17 protein-coding genes are annotated in these 15,792 nt (G+C 32.1%); all 17 read left to right on the top strand.

What is annotated here, in order from left to right; all coding sequences use genetic code 11:
• The first annotated feature begins 31 nt into the window (after positions 1-31).
• The 17 genes from PSU83_RS02415 to PSU83_RS02335 all read left to right on the top strand — a co-directional run bounded on the left by PSU83_RS02415 (position 32) and on the right by PSU83_RS02335 (position 15,618).
• On the top strand, positions 32-253 hold the full coding sequence (locus tag PSU83_RS02415; RefSeq protein ID WP_300586314.1) for a hypothetical protein: 222 nt from the start codon (positions 32-34) through the stop codon (positions 251-253).
• A gap of 30 nt (positions 254-283) precedes the next feature.
• On the top strand, positions 284-583 hold the full coding sequence (locus tag PSU83_RS02410; RefSeq protein ID WP_300586312.1) for a nucleotidyltransferase domain-containing protein: 300 nt from the start codon (positions 284-286) through the stop codon (positions 581-583).
• Positions 576-929, top strand: coding sequence for a HepT-like ribonuclease domain-containing protein (locus PSU83_RS02405; RefSeq protein ID WP_300586310.1), 354 nt, complete (start codon positions 576-578; stop codon positions 927-929). Before PSU83_RS02410 ends, PSU83_RS02405 begins: the two co-directional genes overlap by 8 nt.
• A 222-nt stretch (positions 930-1,151) precedes the next feature.
• Complete coding sequence (locus tag PSU83_RS02400; RefSeq protein ID WP_210646949.1) at positions 1,152-1,391, top strand: hypothetical protein; 240 nt, start codon at positions 1,152-1,154, stop codon at positions 1,389-1,391.
• 98 nt (positions 1,392-1,489) lie between these two features.
• Complete coding sequence (locus PSU83_RS02395) at positions 1,490-1,795, top strand: PIN domain-containing protein (protein ID WP_363319848.1); 306 nt, start codon at positions 1,490-1,492, stop codon at positions 1,793-1,795.
• 224 nt (positions 1,796-2,019) lie between these two features.
• Positions 2,020-2,973 carry a Fic family protein gene (locus tag PSU83_RS02390; RefSeq protein ID WP_300586304.1) on the top strand — a complete coding sequence of 318 codons (954 nt, stop codon included), beginning with the start codon at positions 2,020-2,022 and terminating at the stop codon, positions 2,971-2,973.
• Between the two features lie 201 nt (positions 2,974-3,174).
• Positions 3,175-3,657: a hypothetical protein gene (locus tag PSU83_RS02385; RefSeq protein WP_300586302.1), complete on the top strand. Its 483-nt coding sequence runs from the start codon at positions 3,175-3,177 to the stop codon at positions 3,655-3,657.
• 208 nt (positions 3,658-3,865) lie between these two features.
• Entirely contained in the window at positions 3,866-5,437 is a 1,572-nt protein-coding gene (locus PSU83_RS02380; RefSeq protein ID WP_300586300.1) for a T9SS type A sorting domain-containing protein, read from the top strand.
• A gap of 253 nt (positions 5,438-5,690) precedes the next feature.
• Positions 5,691-5,939, top strand: a complete 249-nt coding sequence (locus PSU83_RS02375) for a type II toxin-antitoxin system ParD family antitoxin (RefSeq protein WP_300586298.1) — start codon at positions 5,691-5,693, stop codon at positions 5,937-5,939.
• Entirely contained in the window at positions 5,932-6,231 is a 300-nt protein-coding gene (locus PSU83_RS02370; RefSeq protein WP_300586296.1) for a type II toxin-antitoxin system RelE/ParE family toxin, read from the top strand. Before PSU83_RS02375 ends, PSU83_RS02370 begins: the two co-directional genes overlap by 8 nt.
• Before the next feature lie 691 nt (positions 6,232-6,922).
• A complete protein-coding gene (locus PSU83_RS02365; RefSeq protein WP_300586294.1) occupies positions 6,923-7,537 on the top strand; it encodes a sensor histidine kinase in 615 nt (204 codons plus the stop codon).
• Positions 7,534-8,214, top strand: a complete 681-nt coding sequence (locus PSU83_RS02360) for a LytTR family DNA-binding domain-containing protein (protein ID WP_300586292.1) — start codon at positions 7,534-7,536, stop codon at positions 8,212-8,214. Before PSU83_RS02365 ends, PSU83_RS02360 begins: the two co-directional genes overlap by 4 nt.
• A 99-nt stretch (positions 8,215-8,313) precedes the next feature.
• The gene (locus PSU83_RS02355) at positions 8,314-9,672 is read left to right on the top strand and encodes a DUF3500 domain-containing protein (protein WP_300586290.1); all 1,359 of its coding nucleotides are present in this window, start codon (positions 8,314-8,316) and stop codon (positions 9,670-9,672) included.
• A gap of 180 nt (positions 9,673-9,852) precedes the next feature.
• Positions 9,853-11,019 carry a HupE/UreJ family protein gene (locus tag PSU83_RS02350; RefSeq protein WP_300586289.1) on the top strand — a complete coding sequence of 389 codons (1,167 nt, stop codon included), beginning with the start codon at positions 9,853-9,855 and terminating at the stop codon, positions 11,017-11,019.
• Positions 11,020-11,363: 344 nt separating this feature from the next.
• Positions 11,364-12,731 (top strand): T9SS type A sorting domain-containing protein, encoded by a 1,368-nt coding sequence (locus PSU83_RS02345; RefSeq protein ID WP_300586287.1) that lies wholly within the window; start codon positions 11,364-11,366, stop codon positions 12,729-12,731.
• A 103-nt stretch (positions 12,732-12,834) separates the two neighbouring features.
• The gene (locus PSU83_RS02340) at positions 12,835-14,100 is read left to right on the top strand and encodes a two-component regulator propeller domain-containing protein (protein ID WP_300586285.1); all 1,266 of its coding nucleotides are present in this window, start codon (positions 12,835-12,837) and stop codon (positions 14,098-14,100) included.
• Positions 14,101-14,316: 216 nt separating this feature from the next.
• The gene (locus PSU83_RS02335; RefSeq protein WP_300586283.1) at positions 14,317-15,618 is read left to right on the top strand and encodes a DUF2268 domain-containing putative Zn-dependent protease; all 1,302 of its coding nucleotides are present in this window, start codon (positions 14,317-14,319) and stop codon (positions 15,616-15,618) included.
• Positions 15,619-15,792: the final 174 nt, after the last annotated feature.

The raw sequence follows: 15,792 nt of genomic DNA, 5'->3' as shown, positions 1-15,792 counted from the left end.
GTTCGTGCTAACGCCCTCGGGTGCGAATTTTATGGTAAATTTACGTTTGCGTTTCGCACGAAATAGTATCTTAGTGGAAAATAATTCGTTCCGAAGTTCGCAACTGACGAGAAACAGCGGAACGTTGGGCAAAATCCCCGAAAGGATTTCTCCCAACAAGCGGGCACTTCGCCCAACTCGACGTTACGCGCTAGCGCAAACGCCAGCGCATAGCGCCCGCTTGTTACCAGTAATTATTTTGGCGCCCGCATAAAAGAGAACTTTTTTTGCCTAAATTTGCTCAATGGGAATAGTTGACAGAAATATAGACGATTTGAAAAAGCTTTGTACATTGTACAATGTGGAAAAGATGTATCTATTTGGTTCAGCTCTGAATTCTAACTTCAACAAAGAAAGTGATATTGATCTTCTTGTGAAATTTAAATCTATCGAGTTGTCCATGTATTTTGACAATTTCATGGATTTCAAAGAAAGACTGGAGAAATTATTTGGACGCGAAGTTGACTTAGTTGAAGAACAAACTCTAAGAAACCCAATCTTAATCAACTCAATCAATAAATCTAAAGAGCTAATTTATGGATGAAAGAATTCTTAAATGGCTTTATGATATTAAACTTTGTATTGAAGAAATTGATAGCTTTTTCCAAGAAGAAGAAAAAGATTTTTTCAAGTACAGAAATAACTTAATGCTTAAAAGAGCTATTGAAAGAAATCTTGAGATTATTGGCGAAGCCATAAACAGAATAATTACTCGTGACAATTCGTTTACTGAGAAAATCAGTAATGCAAAAGCAATTATTGGTTTGAGAAATCAAGTAATTCATGCTTACGACAATATTTCCGACGAGAATATTTGGTCAATACTTACAAACCATCTTCCGAAATTAAAAGGCGAAGTTGATGCGTTAATCAAAGAGAACGAAAAATAACTACTGGTAACAGCTGTTTCTCGCAATTACTTCGTCTGTTCGTGCTAACGCCCTCGGGTGCGAATTTTGTGGTAAATTCACGTTTGCGTTTCGCAAGAAATAGTATCTTAGTGAAAAATAATTCGTTCCGAAGTTCGCAACTGACTAGAAGCAGCGGAACGTTAGCAAAAATATTTGACCCCAATCGGAAAAAATCATATCTTTGAATAAAACAAAACGCAAATGACTTTTACTGACAAAAATATAATAGAAAATTACTTCGGATTATTCGAGAGTTTAAACTCAATGAGCAAACTCGAACTAATTGAAAAGTTGACCAAATCATTAAAAGCAGAAACAAAAAGTAAAGAAAATAACTTTTATAAATCTTTTGGTGCATTCTCAACTGAAAAAACTTCTGACGAAATAAATACAGAGATAAAATCTAGCAGAAAATTTAGAACGAAAGAAATTAAATTCTAATGAAATATTTACTTGATACTAATATCTGTGTACATTTTCTACGCGGAAAATTTGAAGTTGACAAAACACTTAAATTAAAAGGTTTAGAAAACTGTTAAATTTCAGAAATAACTGTTTTAGAATTAAGATTCGGTGCAGAAAATAGTGTTGATAAAGTAAAGTCACACAAAGCTGTTGACATTTTCTTAAAAGGAATTGTAATAATCCCAATTTACGGTTCGATAAAAAAATACGCTGAAGAAAAAGTTCGTCTTAATAAACTTGGTAAGCCTCAAAACGACGAATTCGATTTGTTAATTGGAGTTACTGCAATCGAAAATAAATTAATATTAGTAACTGAAAATACTAAAGATTTCGAAAGATTAAATGGAATTGAAATCGAGAATTGGATTGTGCGTAAATAATACTTCTGCTAACAGCTGTTATCGCAATTACTTCGTCTGTTCGTGCTAACGCCCTCGGGTGCGAATTTTGTTGTAAGTTCACGTTTCGCAATAATTTTTTTCTTTAACAGAAAATAATTCGTTCCGAAGTTCGCAACTGACGAGAAGCAGCGGAACGTTAGCAACACTAATTTTGGACGTTCGCGAAAAAAAACTACCTTTGATAATATCAAATGATAGCATCAATGAAACCACCTTACGAGATTACTCCGAAAATTTTAAAACTGATAAGCTCAATCTCAGAGAAAATTGGAGAAGTAAATGCTAATTATCTAAGCAAACAATCTCCGCAACTCCGCAAACAGAATAGAATCAAAACAATTCATTCTTCGCTACAAATCGAAGGTAATACATTGACTGAAGAACAAATCACTGCTTTGATTGAAAATAAAAGAGTAATTGGTCCTGAAAAAGATGTGTTGGAAGTTTTAAATGCCATTAAGGTTTATGAAAAACTGGAAAAATATAAATTTTCATCTGATAAAAGTTTTTTAAACGCGCATTTTCAGTTAATGAATGGATTAATTGAAAGTGCTGGAAAGTATAGAAAACAAGGTGTTGGAATAGTTAAAGGAACAAATGTCGAACACATTGCTCCGCCATATGAAAATGTTCCGCATTTAATGAAAGATTTGTTTGAATATCTGAAAGATTCTGATGAATTAACGCTAATAAAAAGTTGCGTATTTCATTACGAAATGGAATTCATTCATCCTTTCCTTGATGGTAACGGAAGAATGGGAAGATTATGGCAAACTCTGATTCTAATAGATGAATATCCAGTTTTTGAGTTTTTACCATTCGAAACATTAATCAGCAAAACTCAAGATGAATATTATAAATCATTAGCTTTATGTGATAAATCCGGGAAGTCAACTATCTTCATTGAATATATGCTTGGAATTATTGAAAAATCATTGGGAACTCTACTCAACTACAACAATAGAGTTCTAAAAGATATTGATCGTTTAGAGTATTTTTTAAAACTCGGAATAAAAGAGTTTAACAGAAAGGATTATATGAACATATTTAAAGATTTATCATCTGCCACAGCAAGCAGAGATTTGAAAAAAGGAATGGAAATGCATATGTTTAAAAGTGTTGGCAATCTCAATAAAACGAGATATATAGTGAAATAATTACTGTTGCAAACAGCGGTTTATCGAAATTACTTCGTCTGTTCGTGCTAACGCTCTCGGGTGCGAATTTTGTGGTAAATTCACGTTTGCGTTTCGCAGGAAATAGTATCTTAGTGGAAAATAATTCGTTCCGAACTTCGCAACTGACGAGAAGCAGCGGAACGTTAGCAGACATATTTGAACAAAACCGTGCAAAAAATCATGGAAGAAAACCTAGTCCAAAATTGGATTGATTCAGACAAAGCTCTTTACAATCTAATCACAGAAATTGAAGCAACTAATAAGTCGTTTCCCGAACAAGCAGAACTTGCTTTTGAAAAATTATCAGAGTTATATAATATTCCAAGAATGCCTTCTGATATAAATGACGAAGAATTGGATGAAGATGAAGAATTTGAAGATGATATTTCGAGGTCACTTTTTGAAGAGCATGCTTTATTAAAATATTTAGCTGGAAAATTTGAAGATCCACGAAGCATTGTTTTGTCAGCTGCATTTCATTTATTAAACGATTATCGAGTTGAATTACTTCAGGTAGCAATAAAAGAATTTGGAAAAAATATTCCTGAAAACTGTAAAATTGGAATTAGAGGTGACGGTTTTCATGGAGAAGTCGTTTTTCCACAAAAAGAAACGGAAAGTTGGTATGATTTGGGCTGTATAGTAATGACGCAAATAAACTAAATACGTCTGCTAACAGCCGCTTCTCGCAATTACTTCGTCTGTTCGTGGTAACGCCCTTGGGTGCGAATTTTGTTGTAAGTTCACGTTTGCGTTTCGCAAGAAATAGTATCTTAGTGGAAAATAATCAGTTCCGAAGCTCGGAACAGACGCAAAGCGTGGGAACGTTGTGTGATATTTTGGAAAAAAACCGCAAAAAATGATATAAATAATGAAAAAAACAATAATAGTTTTTATTTTAATACTTCAAAATAGTTTTGCTCAAAATGGCATACTAGATAGCAGTTTTGGAAGTGGAGGATTAAAAACTTTTTCTTTAGGAAACAGGAATGCTAGAGGTAATCATTTAATTACATTTTCAGATAATTCATTTATTGTTGCTGGAAATAGCGACGGAGTAACTTATGCTCCAAATACAGAACGAGGTTTTTTTATTACAAAATATTTATCAAGCGGAGATTTAGACACGAGCTTTGGAACAAATGGCGTAATTTCAATTGAAGGAACATTAACAGGACAAACTTTTCTAACATCTGCAATTAAATGCAACGATGGTAAAGTTTTATTGGTATGTAAAATTAATGGTACATCAAAATTTATTAAAATTAATCCCATTATTGGTTATGATAGTCAGTTTGGCAATAATGGTTTTGTTGATTTACCAGTTAATACTTTACCAGGAATATTGAGTGAGTTTAATAATGGTAAATTCATTTCAATTAATGGAACATATAATGGAAACTCAAATACTTATTTTTTTAATAGATACAATGCGGATGGAAGTATTGATTTATCATTTGGAAATAATGGCGGTTTAATTAGTGATATTACCAGTTTCTCTTATGATTATTGCCAAGCAATAAAAATCCTACCAAATAATAAATTTTTTACCGTTGGTTCTTCATCTAATAGTGTGGGCAACTATTTTACTGGACATATTTGCAAATTTAATGAAGACGGAACTCTTGATACAACTTTTGGAAATAATGGTGTTGTTTTAACTCAAATTGGAGTTTCACCCGGATATGCTCAATATCGGAATCTTGACCTACTAAATAATGGGAAAATTGTAGTTTGTGGTAGTTCTGAATATTCAGGTGGAACTGGAGGTTTTGGTGGGAGTAAACCACTAATTGTAAAATACAACAGCGATGGCACATTAGATAATACTTTCGGAACGAATGGAATTGTAGTTTTGGATGTTATGTTCAATGGCAATGATAATTTCTATTCTGTTAAAGTTCAATCAGATAATAAATTCCTTGGTATCGGGTCTTCAGCTTATCCATACCCATTCATGAAAACTTTTTTAAATATTTCACGACTATTAGAAAATGGCACATTAGATAATACATTTGGAAATAATGGTGTTTTTTTAACAGACAATAATACTTCACAACTAAATAATGGATGGAAAATAGAAATTCAAAATGACACGAAAATTATTGCACTAGGCTCGACTACAACTGGAGAGTCAACAATCAAAAACACTTTAATTTGCAGATTTGATTTTGAAAATAGCTTAAACATTAATCAAAATAGTTCAGAAAACGATTTAATTATTTATCCAAATCCTACCGTAAATAAAGTTTACTTGAAAGGAGTTGCCTCAATAAATAATTTAGAAATTTACAATATTTTAGGACAAAGTTTTAATGTTTTAAAAAAGGAAATTAGTAACAATGAATTAGAGATTGACATAAGTAAACTAAGTCAAGGGACATATATATTCAAAATTGAAACAGATTCAAAAATAGCTATAAAAAAAGTTATAATCGAATAAAAAACATCACACAACAGCGGTTTCTCGCAATTACTTCGTCTGTTCGTGCTAACGCCCTCGGCTGCGAATTTTGTGGTAACTTCTCGTTCACGTTTCGCAAGAATTTTTATCTTTAACAGAAAATAATTTGTTCCGAAGTAGCAACTGATGCGAAGTGGCGGAATGTTGGCAGTAATTTTTTGTCCGTGCAAAAAAAGAACTTTTTTATTGTATTAGTACCAAATTTTGGTAACTTTACTAAAATAATAAAATTATGGGACGTAATACATCAGTTTCTTTAGGAAATTATTTCGAAAGCTTTGTAGACAATACAGTTTCGGAAGGCAGATTTAAAAACGCAAGCGAAGTTATTCGAGCAGGTTTGAGATTGTTAGAAGAAGAAGAGAATAAAATAATTGCTCTCAGAAAAGCAATCAACGAAGGTATTGAAAGTGGTTTTGCCGAAAATTTTAACCCCGAAAAACATCTTGAATCACTAAAAGCCAAGAAGAGAAATGGCTAAATATGTGCTTACCAACAACGCAGTTGATGACTTATCAAAAATTTGGGATTATACATATGAAGTTTGGTCTGAAAAACAAGCTGACAAATATTATTTTGAGTTATTAAATGACTGTCAAGAGTTGGCAGAAAATCAGACTTTTGGTAAAAATTATAATGAAATTCAGAAAGATCTATTTGGCTATCAATCTGGTCGACACCTCATATTTTACAGAATTTTGAATGTAGCCAAAATAGAAATTATTAGAATTTTGCACTCAAGAATGGATTTGAAAAACAGAATTCAAGAATAAAACTACTGCCAACAGCTATTTCTCGCAATTACTGCGTCTGTTCGTGCTAACGCCCTCGGGCGCGAATTTTGTGGTAAGTTCACGTTCGCGTTTCGCAAGAATTTTTTTCTTTAACAGAAATAATTCGTTCCGAAGTTCGCAACTCGCGGGAAGTGGCGGAATGTTGAAGGCAACCCTATCGCGCGACAACAAAAAAGCCGATTAGAAACAAACAAATTACACTATAAATCTAACAATTTATCGCTATTTTTTGTGCATCCATCGCTAAATTAATTTAAACAAGTTAAATTGTTTTATTATTGCAAAAAACAAAATTATGTTCGAAAGAAACAAAATTGTTCTTAACAGTGTAATATTAATAATTTTCATAGTTATACCATTTTTACTTACACCACCACATAAACCCGAATTTGGTGTAAAAATTGGAGACTATCTTCTAGTTAGAAAACTCACTACTAATTTTGTATTATTATTGTTTTTCTACATTAATTATTATTTGATAATCCCAAAATTATACTTTACAAAAAGTTACGTATACTTTTCAATAAGCTTAATCACGATGTTTATTTTGTGTTTAATGCCAGATATTATTTTAAATAATTTCACAACATCAAAGCACAACTTTACCTTTTTTATAAACTCTCAAATAACTTTGTTTTTATTTATATCCGTCTATTTTATAACCTATTCAATGACTGTAAATAATCGATTAAAAGAAAGTCAAATAGAAATAAAAAACGCTCAACTTTCATTTCTTAAAGGACAAATAAATCCGCATTTTTTATTTAATACGCTTAATAGTATCTATGCACTTTCTGTAAAAAAATCTGATGACACGCCAAATGCAATAGTAAAATTATCAGGAATGATGCGGTATAGTTTGACAGAAATTGAAAGAGAATTTGTTTTATTAGATAAAGAAATTCAATTTATTACCAATTATATTGCATTACAAAAAATACGTTTAGGTATCACCTGTTCTATCATTTTTGAATTTAAAAACGACTATCCTGCTGACAAGATAATTCCTTTTGTTTTTATAGCATTTGTAGAAAATGCATTCAAATTTGGTATCGCTTCTGATGAAAATGCTGAAATTACAATTAACATCAATAACAATGATGGCTATTTATATTTTAACATTAATAACAAAAAATTAAATAAAAATCCTCAAGAAAATTCAACCGCAATTGGCATTACAAACACCAAAAAAAGACTTGATTTGTTGTATCCTAACAAACATCAAATAGAAATTAATGAAATGAAAGATGCTTTTTCTGTAATTCTAAAAATAAATTTAAGATGATAAGAGCTATTGCACTTGATGACGAACCACTTTCATTAGACTTGATAGAAAATTTCTGTTTAAAAACAGATGAAGTTGAATTAGTTAAGAAATTTACTAATCCGAATGAAGCTTTAAAATACCTTCGTAAATTTCCTGTAGACTTGATTTTTTTAGATATCAATATGCCAAATGTATCAGGAATAGAAGTTTTAAAACAAATAAAACAAAATACCGAAACTATTTTTATTACAGCGCATAGCGAATATGCTGTTGAAAGCTATAATCTCAATGCGCTTGATTATTTACTAAAACCATTTGAATATGATCGCTTTCTTTTGGCTATAAAAAAAGTTAAATCTAAAATTTCAATAGAAAATTCAGAGGAGAAAGCAATTTTTATTAGATCGGATTATAGACTAATAAAAATTTACTTATCCGAAATTCAGCACATTGAAAGTCAGGCTGATTACTTGACAATAGTTCATAAAAATCAAAATAAAACTATAACTCGAATGACTATGATTGAAATACTTGAACTACTAAAAACAAGTAATTTTATTAGAGTACATCGTTCCTTTATAGTTCCTTTATCAGAAATAAAAGTGATAAGAGACAAAAAAATTATTCTAGATAGTATTGAAATTCCGATTGGAATAAGTTACGAGAAAGAAATAAATCAAATTTTCTTGAAGTAATTAAACTATTCATCGCTGAAAATCATTTATTTATCGCAAAAGTTTTAAATCAATTTATATAGATTGTTTTTTTGCACTTATTAAATAATTTATCGTTTTATGAAAATATCTTTTTACATTCTATTGCCTTTTAGTATTATTGGTTTACTTGTTTTTGGTGTTAAAAACTATCCATCAAACGAATTACAAACAACAGCCTTTAGCGCAAGCAAATCTCAACTTAATACAAACATAACAACACAAGAAATTGTTGATTTAGCAAATGCTTTCAAAGCTACACTATCTGCAAGTCAAATTACTACTTTAGAATCGACTTATACACTTACAAAAGCTAGAACTTGGTCTAATTTACCAGCTTCAATGTCGGCTAGATTAGGAATTAAAATGGGAACACTAACAAGTGGACAACTAACAGCTGCAAGAGCTTTAGTACAAGCAATGACTGGAACTCCTACAGGTGAAGGTTACAATGAAGTACAAGGATTATGGGCTGCCGATGATTATTTATCAGTAAATGGTGGTGGAACTTCTTATGGAAATGGTAATTTTTATATTGCTTTTTTTGGCACACCTGCTATGATTGGAACATTTGAAATTCAAATGACTGGTCATCATAGAACCGTTGCAAACACATACATTAACGGACTTTTAGTAGGCGCAACTCCATCGTTTGTTGCAACTGAACCTTATGCTTCTTTTACAAGTGGAGGAAACACCTATCAACCTATGATAGAAGAAAAAACAGCTTTAGTAAATATGCTTGCTGGTTTAACGGCTACTCAATTAACATCAGCACATTTAACAACTACTTTTACCGATATTATTTTAGGGCCACAAGACGATTGGATTTTCCCAACTACTAAAATAGGATTACAAGCCAACGCATTAACGGCGACACAAAAACAATTAATAGTAAATGCAATTGCAACTTATGTAAATGATGTTGACGATACGAGTGCTGCTTTATTTATGACACAATATACTGCTGAAATTGATAATACTTATATTGCCTATTCTGGAACAGCAACCTTAAACAATCAAAATGATTATGTGCGTATAGATGGTCCAGGAGTTTGGATAGAATATTCTACACAAAACGGAATTATTTTATCTCCAAAACATCCACATTCCATTTGGAGAGATCACGCTAAAGATTACGGTGGAACTGGCGCACCATTGAGTAATCAGGATTTTAGTTTGGCTTCAAAAATTGTTAATTTTCCTAATCCTGTAATAGAAAACACAACATTCAATTTTAATTTAAAGGAAAATGCAGTTGTTAAAATAAATATTTATGATTTACAAGGAAAATTAATTACAAACGCCTATAAAAATATGTTAGATATCGGAAACAATTCTATTACAGTTAATTTAAGTGATTTATCTTCTGGCAACTATATTTACAACATTGAAACGAATGGTGTAAAAAGCATTTCTAACAAATTAATAAAAAAATAATTTAATGATTTATAGTTTTAACCTTGTCTTTTAAACAGAGACAAGGTTTTTTTAATTTATATCAAAATGCAATTCCAAAAGATATTTTTCTATTTAAATTTACTTTTTTCAAGCTTACTTTTTTCACATCCATTACCAAATACGGTTGTGAATTTAAATGTACAATCTAAAAATATTATAATGACTATTCAAATTCCGTTAGAGGATTTTGAAATTGCGTATAAGTCAAAAGTTACTGAAAATCAAAATTTACTCCTTGCAAATTATTTTTCGAAACACATTAAAATTGAAGGTGCAAATCATCAATTCTGGAAAATGAAATTTATTAATTATCAAATAAAAAAAGCTAATGCTGCCTTTGTTGGCGACTATAAAGAAATACAATTTGAGCTACAATTTAGCACAAGCAAAAATGCTAATTACAGAGATTTTACGATTCATTATGATGCCATAATGCACGAAATAACCAACCATCAAGCGCTAGTTTTTGTAAACGCTGACTGGGAAAATGGCATTCACGAACAAGCGCAACAAATAGGAATTATTGAACTTGATGTTCCTACAAACACCATTTATCCATTGCATATTTCATTAGAAAAAGGAAGCACTTGGAAAGGATTTAAAAGTATGATTACTTTAGGAATGAAACACATTTCAGAAGGCACTGATCATTTGCTTTTTTTATTGGTTTTACTTCTATCTGCTCCATTGATTTCGATAAATAAAAAATGGGTTTATAATGGAAAAATTAAATATACAATTGTAAAAATTCTAAAAATTATTACAGCATTTACAATTGGACATTCCATTACTTTGATAATTGGAACTTTGACAACATTTAATCCAAATTCAAAACCAGTAGAAATACTTATTGCATTTTCGATATTAATTACAGCAATACACGCATTAAAACCAATTTTTCCAAATAAAGAAATTTACGTTGCTTGTGGTTTTGGATTAATTCACGGGATGGCATTTGCAACTATTTTAAAAGAATTACATTTAACCACAAGCAAGCTGACTTTGAGTTTATTTGGTTTTAATTTAGGAATAGAAATTATGCAACTCATTACAATTATTTTGGTAATGCCTTGGCTAATAATAGTAAGCAAATTTAAAATTTATAAATGGGTTAGAATTACAGGAGCTTTGTTTGCCATTATAGCATCGATTGCTTGGTTAGTAGAACGATATACCGAAAAACCAAATTTTATTTCCGTTCCTATACAAAATAGTGCAAACTATTCTATTTGGGTAGTTTTGGGATTGGCTTGTTTTATATTTACTTTTTTAATTATAAATAAAATAATAAAGATAGGAGTTGTGATTAAAAAAGAGGAAAAGTAGATCTTGAAACAACAATTTTTAAAATGGCTACCGATATATAATAGGTTTGCTCCGCAAACCTATTTATGTGATTGTGTTTTTATTTTTTTAAAACACCGAATAAATTTATAATAGCCACAGAAAATAAACAGATCGGAAAAAAAAGAAATTTTGTAGTGGAAAAAAGGGCAGCCACCAACAGCGGTTTCAAGAAATGGCAAGAAATGTGGTAAATTCACGTTTCTCTTTCGCAAGAATTTTTATCTTTAACAGAAAATAATTCGTTCCGAAGTTCGCAACTCACGGGAAGTGGCGGAATGTTGGCAGACAGTTTGGGGAGAATTCAAGAATCTAATGCAATTCAAATGAAAAAAATAGTAGTTGTTCTCTGTTTATTTTTTTTGTGCAACAATCTAAATGCACAATCAATTTCAGCCCACGGATTTTTTTCCTTATTTCGTTGTAATAACGGAACAGTTCAAGCGACAGGTATAAATAATTATGGTCAACTCGGAGATGGAACTTTTACCGACAGAACTAGCCCAAATCAGGTCAGCGGATTAACTGGTATTGTTATAGCTGTTGCTGGCGGTACTCATTCACACTTTCTTAAAAATGACGGAAGTGTTTGGGCAGTCGGTGGCAATACTATTGGACAACTTGGAGATGGAACAAATATTGCGAAAAATATTCCTGTGCAACTAAGCGGACTTACTGGAACAATTAATCTGGCAAGTGGAGATTTCAATACTTTTTTTGTGAAGAGTGATGGAAGAGTTTGGGCAACTGGATATAACTATTTTGGGCAACTTGGTGATGGCACTAATATCAATCGAAATACTCCAGTATTGATAAATTCGCTTACAGGGATTACTAGCTGTGGTGCGAGTCAAATGCATTCTCTCTTTCTAAAAAATAACGGAACTGTTTGGTCATCAGGCAACAACCAGCAAGGTCAACTTGGTGATGGAACTAATATCCAAAGATTTACTCCTGTGCAGGTAATTGGACTTTCTGGTATTACTTCAGTTGCTTGTGGTGTGGTACACTCTCTTTTCTTAAAAAACGATGGCACCGTTTGGTCCGTAGGCGCAAATCAGAACGGTCAACTGGGCGACGGAACTATAACGGATAAGAATTCTGCTATTCAAGTTCCCGGACTTACAGGAATAATAGCTATTTCAGCTGGCTACTATCATTCTCTTTTTTTGAAGAATAACGGAACTGTCTGGGTTGTAGGTGGAAATACCTATGGACAGCTTGGAGATGGAACAACATTAGATAAAAATATTCCTATTCAGTTGAGTAGCTTAACAGGAGTTATTGCTATATCAGCAGGTTCTGAACATTCATTATTCTTAAAGAATGACGGAACAGTTTGGTCAGTTGGGATTAATGAATTTGGTCAACTTGGAGATGGGACAAATAGTAACAGAAATATTCCTTTACAAATTCCTCAACTGTGTAGTGTAACTTTAGAAACATCGGAAAATGATATTGAAAAAGCCATTTCTATATATCCAAATCCCTGCAACCAACAATTATTTATAGACTATTCAGAGTACGCCAATACGACTGTAGAAATATTTACTATTCAAGGTCAATTAGTAAAACGTATTTTGTTGACATCGTTTCAAACCCTATTACAAATTAGTGATTTAACAAGTGGAGCTTATTTAGTACATATAAAAAACTCAAATGTGAAAACAGTAAAAAAAATACTTAAAAATTAATATTGTTGTAAGACAAAACCACGCCATAACAGCGGTTTCTCACACCTGAGGGTGAAAGCCGAACAGAGCGAAGCTAATTGCGACTTTTGTTCAAAATTCACGTTTGCGTTTCGCAGGAAATAGTATCTTAGTGGAAAATAATTCGTTCCGAAGTTCGCAACTGCGTGAAGCGGCAACGTTGGGCAAAATCCCCGAAGGGATTTCTCCCAACAAGCGGGCACTACGCCCAGCTCGACGTTACGCGCTAGCGCACAGCACCCGCTTCTTGTGCGCCCTATTAGAAAAACCCGAAATGGACAAAAAACTAAAATTGATATACCTAGTACTCCTATTGACCTTAAACTTATCTTGCGTTGAAAAGAAATCAACAGAAAAAGAAACGCATAAGCCTGAATTGATTGTGAATTCCAAAACTGACACCTTAAAATTCACTTCGGGAATACGTGCTATCTTTCAAGACAGCAAAGGGAATTATTGGGTTGGAAGCCATAATGAAGGCGTATGTTATTACGATGGAAAATCATTTGAATACTTTACAACAAGCGAAGGCTTATCCAACAATCAAATTCGTTCAATTCAAGAAGACCAAAATGGAAAAATTTGGATCGGAACTGCAAAAGGCGTAAGTGTTTATGACAAAGGTATGTTTACTAATTATTCGACAATAACCAACGACCCAAAATATGATTGGAATAAAACCAGTGGTGATTTATGGTTTTATGCAGGCGAAGAAGACGGAATAAATCGTTTTGATGGAATGAATATGAACTATCTAATTTTTCCAAAACCTAAAAATGAACACCCGAATAAATCTTATGGTGTGACTGGTATCTCAAAAGATACAGACGGTACTGTTTGGATTGCAACTTATTCAGCATTGTTCAATTACAATGGCAAAATGACAACTATTTTTGATACAAAAAAGCTGAAGCTTAAAGACAGTGAAGTTTTACACATAAGAAGTGTTTTAGCAGATTCAAAAGGTCGAATTTGGATAGGAAATAATGGAATTGGTGTACTACTTAAAAAAGGAGATTCGATAACTCATTTCTCAAAAGAACAAGGAAAGCTACTTTCAATGAATGAGTTTGAAGCGAACACTAAAACGCAACAATTTGCTAAAAACACAGGATTACAATCCGTTTTTGCTATTGAAGAAGATACAGAAGGAAACATTTGGTTTGGGGATAGAGATTCAGGAGCTTGGAAATATAACGGAACCACTTTGACAAACTATACCATTGATAGCGAATTATCTAAAGTAATGGTTTGGACTATCTATAAAGACAATGGTACTAATTTACTTTTTGGAATGGCGAATGGTAGAGTTTATAAATTTAATGGAAAAACATTTGATAAAACGTTTTGAAAAGAAAGACGAACGCACAACAAGCGTTTCTCATACCCGAGGCTGAAAGCCAAACAGAGCGAAGCTGATTGCTAATTTTGTGGTAAGTTCCCGTTACCGTTTCGCAATAATCTTTATCTTTAACAGAAAATAATTCGTTCTGAAGTAGCAACTGATGCGAAGCGCGGGAACAATAGCATTAAGCTCCGAAAACGCAAACAAATTTAAAGAGACGATATGAAAAAAATAGTTTATTTTATTATTTTTTTGGGATTAACTACTACTGCTTTTGCGCAACAAAGCAAGCAAGTCTTTGTGTCTGCTGACATAGACAATTTTTGGGCTACCTATGACAAAATTATTGTCGTAAAAGATAGTCTTCAACAATACAGACTGTTAAGAGAATTTTACCTTGATAAAGGAACTGAAGGATTGAAATCTTTGATTCAAGTACGTAATTATTCAGAAAAGGAATTTATTGATTGGATAACACAAAACCCGAAATTTTGGAACTCGATAAGACCTAATACATTTAAAGTAAAAGAGCTTTATCCTAAAATCAACAAAAATATTAGAAAACTCCAAAAAGTTTACCCTGATTTAAAACCCGCTACAATTTATTTTACTATTGGCGCTTTTAGAACAGGAGGAACAATACAAGGAAACAAAGTATTAATTGGTAGTGAATTGTCATTGGCAGACAAGACTACTATAGTAGATGAGTTACCAAGCTGGCGACAATCTTTTTATAAAATACAAAATCCATTAAAAGAGTTACCTCTTTTGTGCACACACGAGTACGTACACACACAACAAAAAGAATTAGTAGAGAATTTACTTTCTATGTGTTTGTATGAAGGAGTTGCAGAATTTATTTCTTGTAAAGTTACAAATACAAAATCTGCTGCACCAGCAATTGAATTTGGAAAAGCTAACCTAAAGATAGTAGTTGATAAGTTTGTAACTGACCTTTTTGTAATGACAAATAATTACAATTGGTTGTATGGTGAAAATAGAAATGAGTTAAAAGTCAGAGATTTGGGCTATTATATTGGTTACGAAATTTGTGAACGCTATTACAATCTTTCAAAAGACAAGACAAAAGCAATAAAAGAGCTTATTGAACTTGATTATACCAACGAAAAAGAAGTTGAACGAATTGTCAATTCAACAAAACTATTACCCGAAACATTAGAGGAGCTTTACAACCACTACGAAAAACAACGACCAAAGGTCATTTCAATCGTACCATTTGAAAATGGAGATCAAAAAGTCAAAGCTGGAATTATTCAAATTTCAATTAACTTTTCAGAAGAGATGGACACAAACTACAGAGGATTTGATTACGGCCCACTTGGCGAAAGCTATATTTACAATTTTAAACACCTTATAGGTTGGAGCAATAACAATAAAACTATAACAATAGAAGTTGAGATTGAGCCAAATAAGCACTATCAATCATTGATAACAAACAGATTTATAAGTAAAAAAGGTTTTGCTCTTACACCTTATATAATTGACTTTAAGACTGATAAATAAAAGCACTACTGCTCACACACGCTTGGCGCAATTGCGAATTTTTGCGGTAAATTCACATCCACGTTTTGCAAGAAATAGTATATTATTGGAAATTATGCGGTTACTAAGTTTGCAACAGACGCAAAGTGAGGCAACGGTATGGGCAGCTTGCGAGCGACAGCTACGCTGATAATA

It is taken from the genome of Flavobacterium sp. (assembly GCF_029945805.1).
Taxonomy (GTDB): Bacteria; Bacteroidota; Bacteroidia; order Flavobacteriales; family Flavobacteriaceae; genus Flavobacterium.
This window is presented reverse-complemented; position numbering and strand designations above follow the sequence as displayed.

Bases quoted from the DNA above. Each gene is read 5' to 3' on its own strand.
- PSU83_RS02415 (WP_300586314.1), top strand. From the start codon at position 32: ATGGTAAATTTACGTTTGCGTTTCGCACGAAATAGTATCTTAGTGGAA.
- PSU83_RS02410 (WP_300586312.1), top strand. From the start codon at position 284: ATGGGAATAGTTGACAGAAATATAGACGATTTGAAAAAGCTTTGTACA.
- PSU83_RS02405 (WP_300586310.1), top strand. From the start codon at position 576: ATGGATGAAAGAATTCTTAAATGGCTTTATGATATTAAACTTTGTATT.
- PSU83_RS02400 (WP_210646949.1), top strand. From the start codon at position 1,152: ATGACTTTTACTGACAAAAATATAATAGAAAATTACTTCGGATTATTC.
- PSU83_RS02390 (WP_300586304.1), top strand. From the start codon at position 2,020: ATGAAACCACCTTACGAGATTACTCCGAAAATTTTAAAACTGATAAGC.
- PSU83_RS02385 (WP_300586302.1), top strand. From the start codon at position 3,175: ATGGAAGAAAACCTAGTCCAAAATTGGATTGATTCAGACAAAGCTCTT.
- PSU83_RS02380 (WP_300586300.1), top strand. From the start codon at position 3,866: ATGAAAAAAACAATAATAGTTTTTATTTTAATACTTCAAAATAGTTTT.
- PSU83_RS02375 (WP_300586298.1), top strand. From the start codon at position 5,691: ATGGGACGTAATACATCAGTTTCTTTAGGAAATTATTTCGAAAGCTTT.
- PSU83_RS02370 (WP_300586296.1), top strand. From the start codon at position 5,932: ATGGCTAAATATGTGCTTACCAACAACGCAGTTGATGACTTATCAAAA.
- PSU83_RS02365 (WP_300586294.1), top strand. From the start codon at position 6,923: ATGACTGTAAATAATCGATTAAAAGAAAGTCAAATAGAAATAAAAAAC.
- PSU83_RS02360 (WP_300586292.1), top strand. From the start codon at position 7,534: ATGATAAGAGCTATTGCACTTGATGACGAACCACTTTCATTAGACTTG.
- PSU83_RS02355 (WP_300586290.1), top strand. From the start codon at position 8,314: ATGAAAATATCTTTTTACATTCTATTGCCTTTTAGTATTATTGGTTTA.
- PSU83_RS02350 (WP_300586289.1), top strand. From the start codon at position 9,853: ATGACTATTCAAATTCCGTTAGAGGATTTTGAAATTGCGTATAAGTCA.
- PSU83_RS02345 (WP_300586287.1), top strand. From the start codon at position 11,364: ATGAAAAAAATAGTAGTTGTTCTCTGTTTATTTTTTTTGTGCAACAAT.
- PSU83_RS02335 (WP_300586283.1), top strand. From the start codon at position 14,317: ATGAAAAAAATAGTTTATTTTATTATTTTTTTGGGATTAACTACTACT.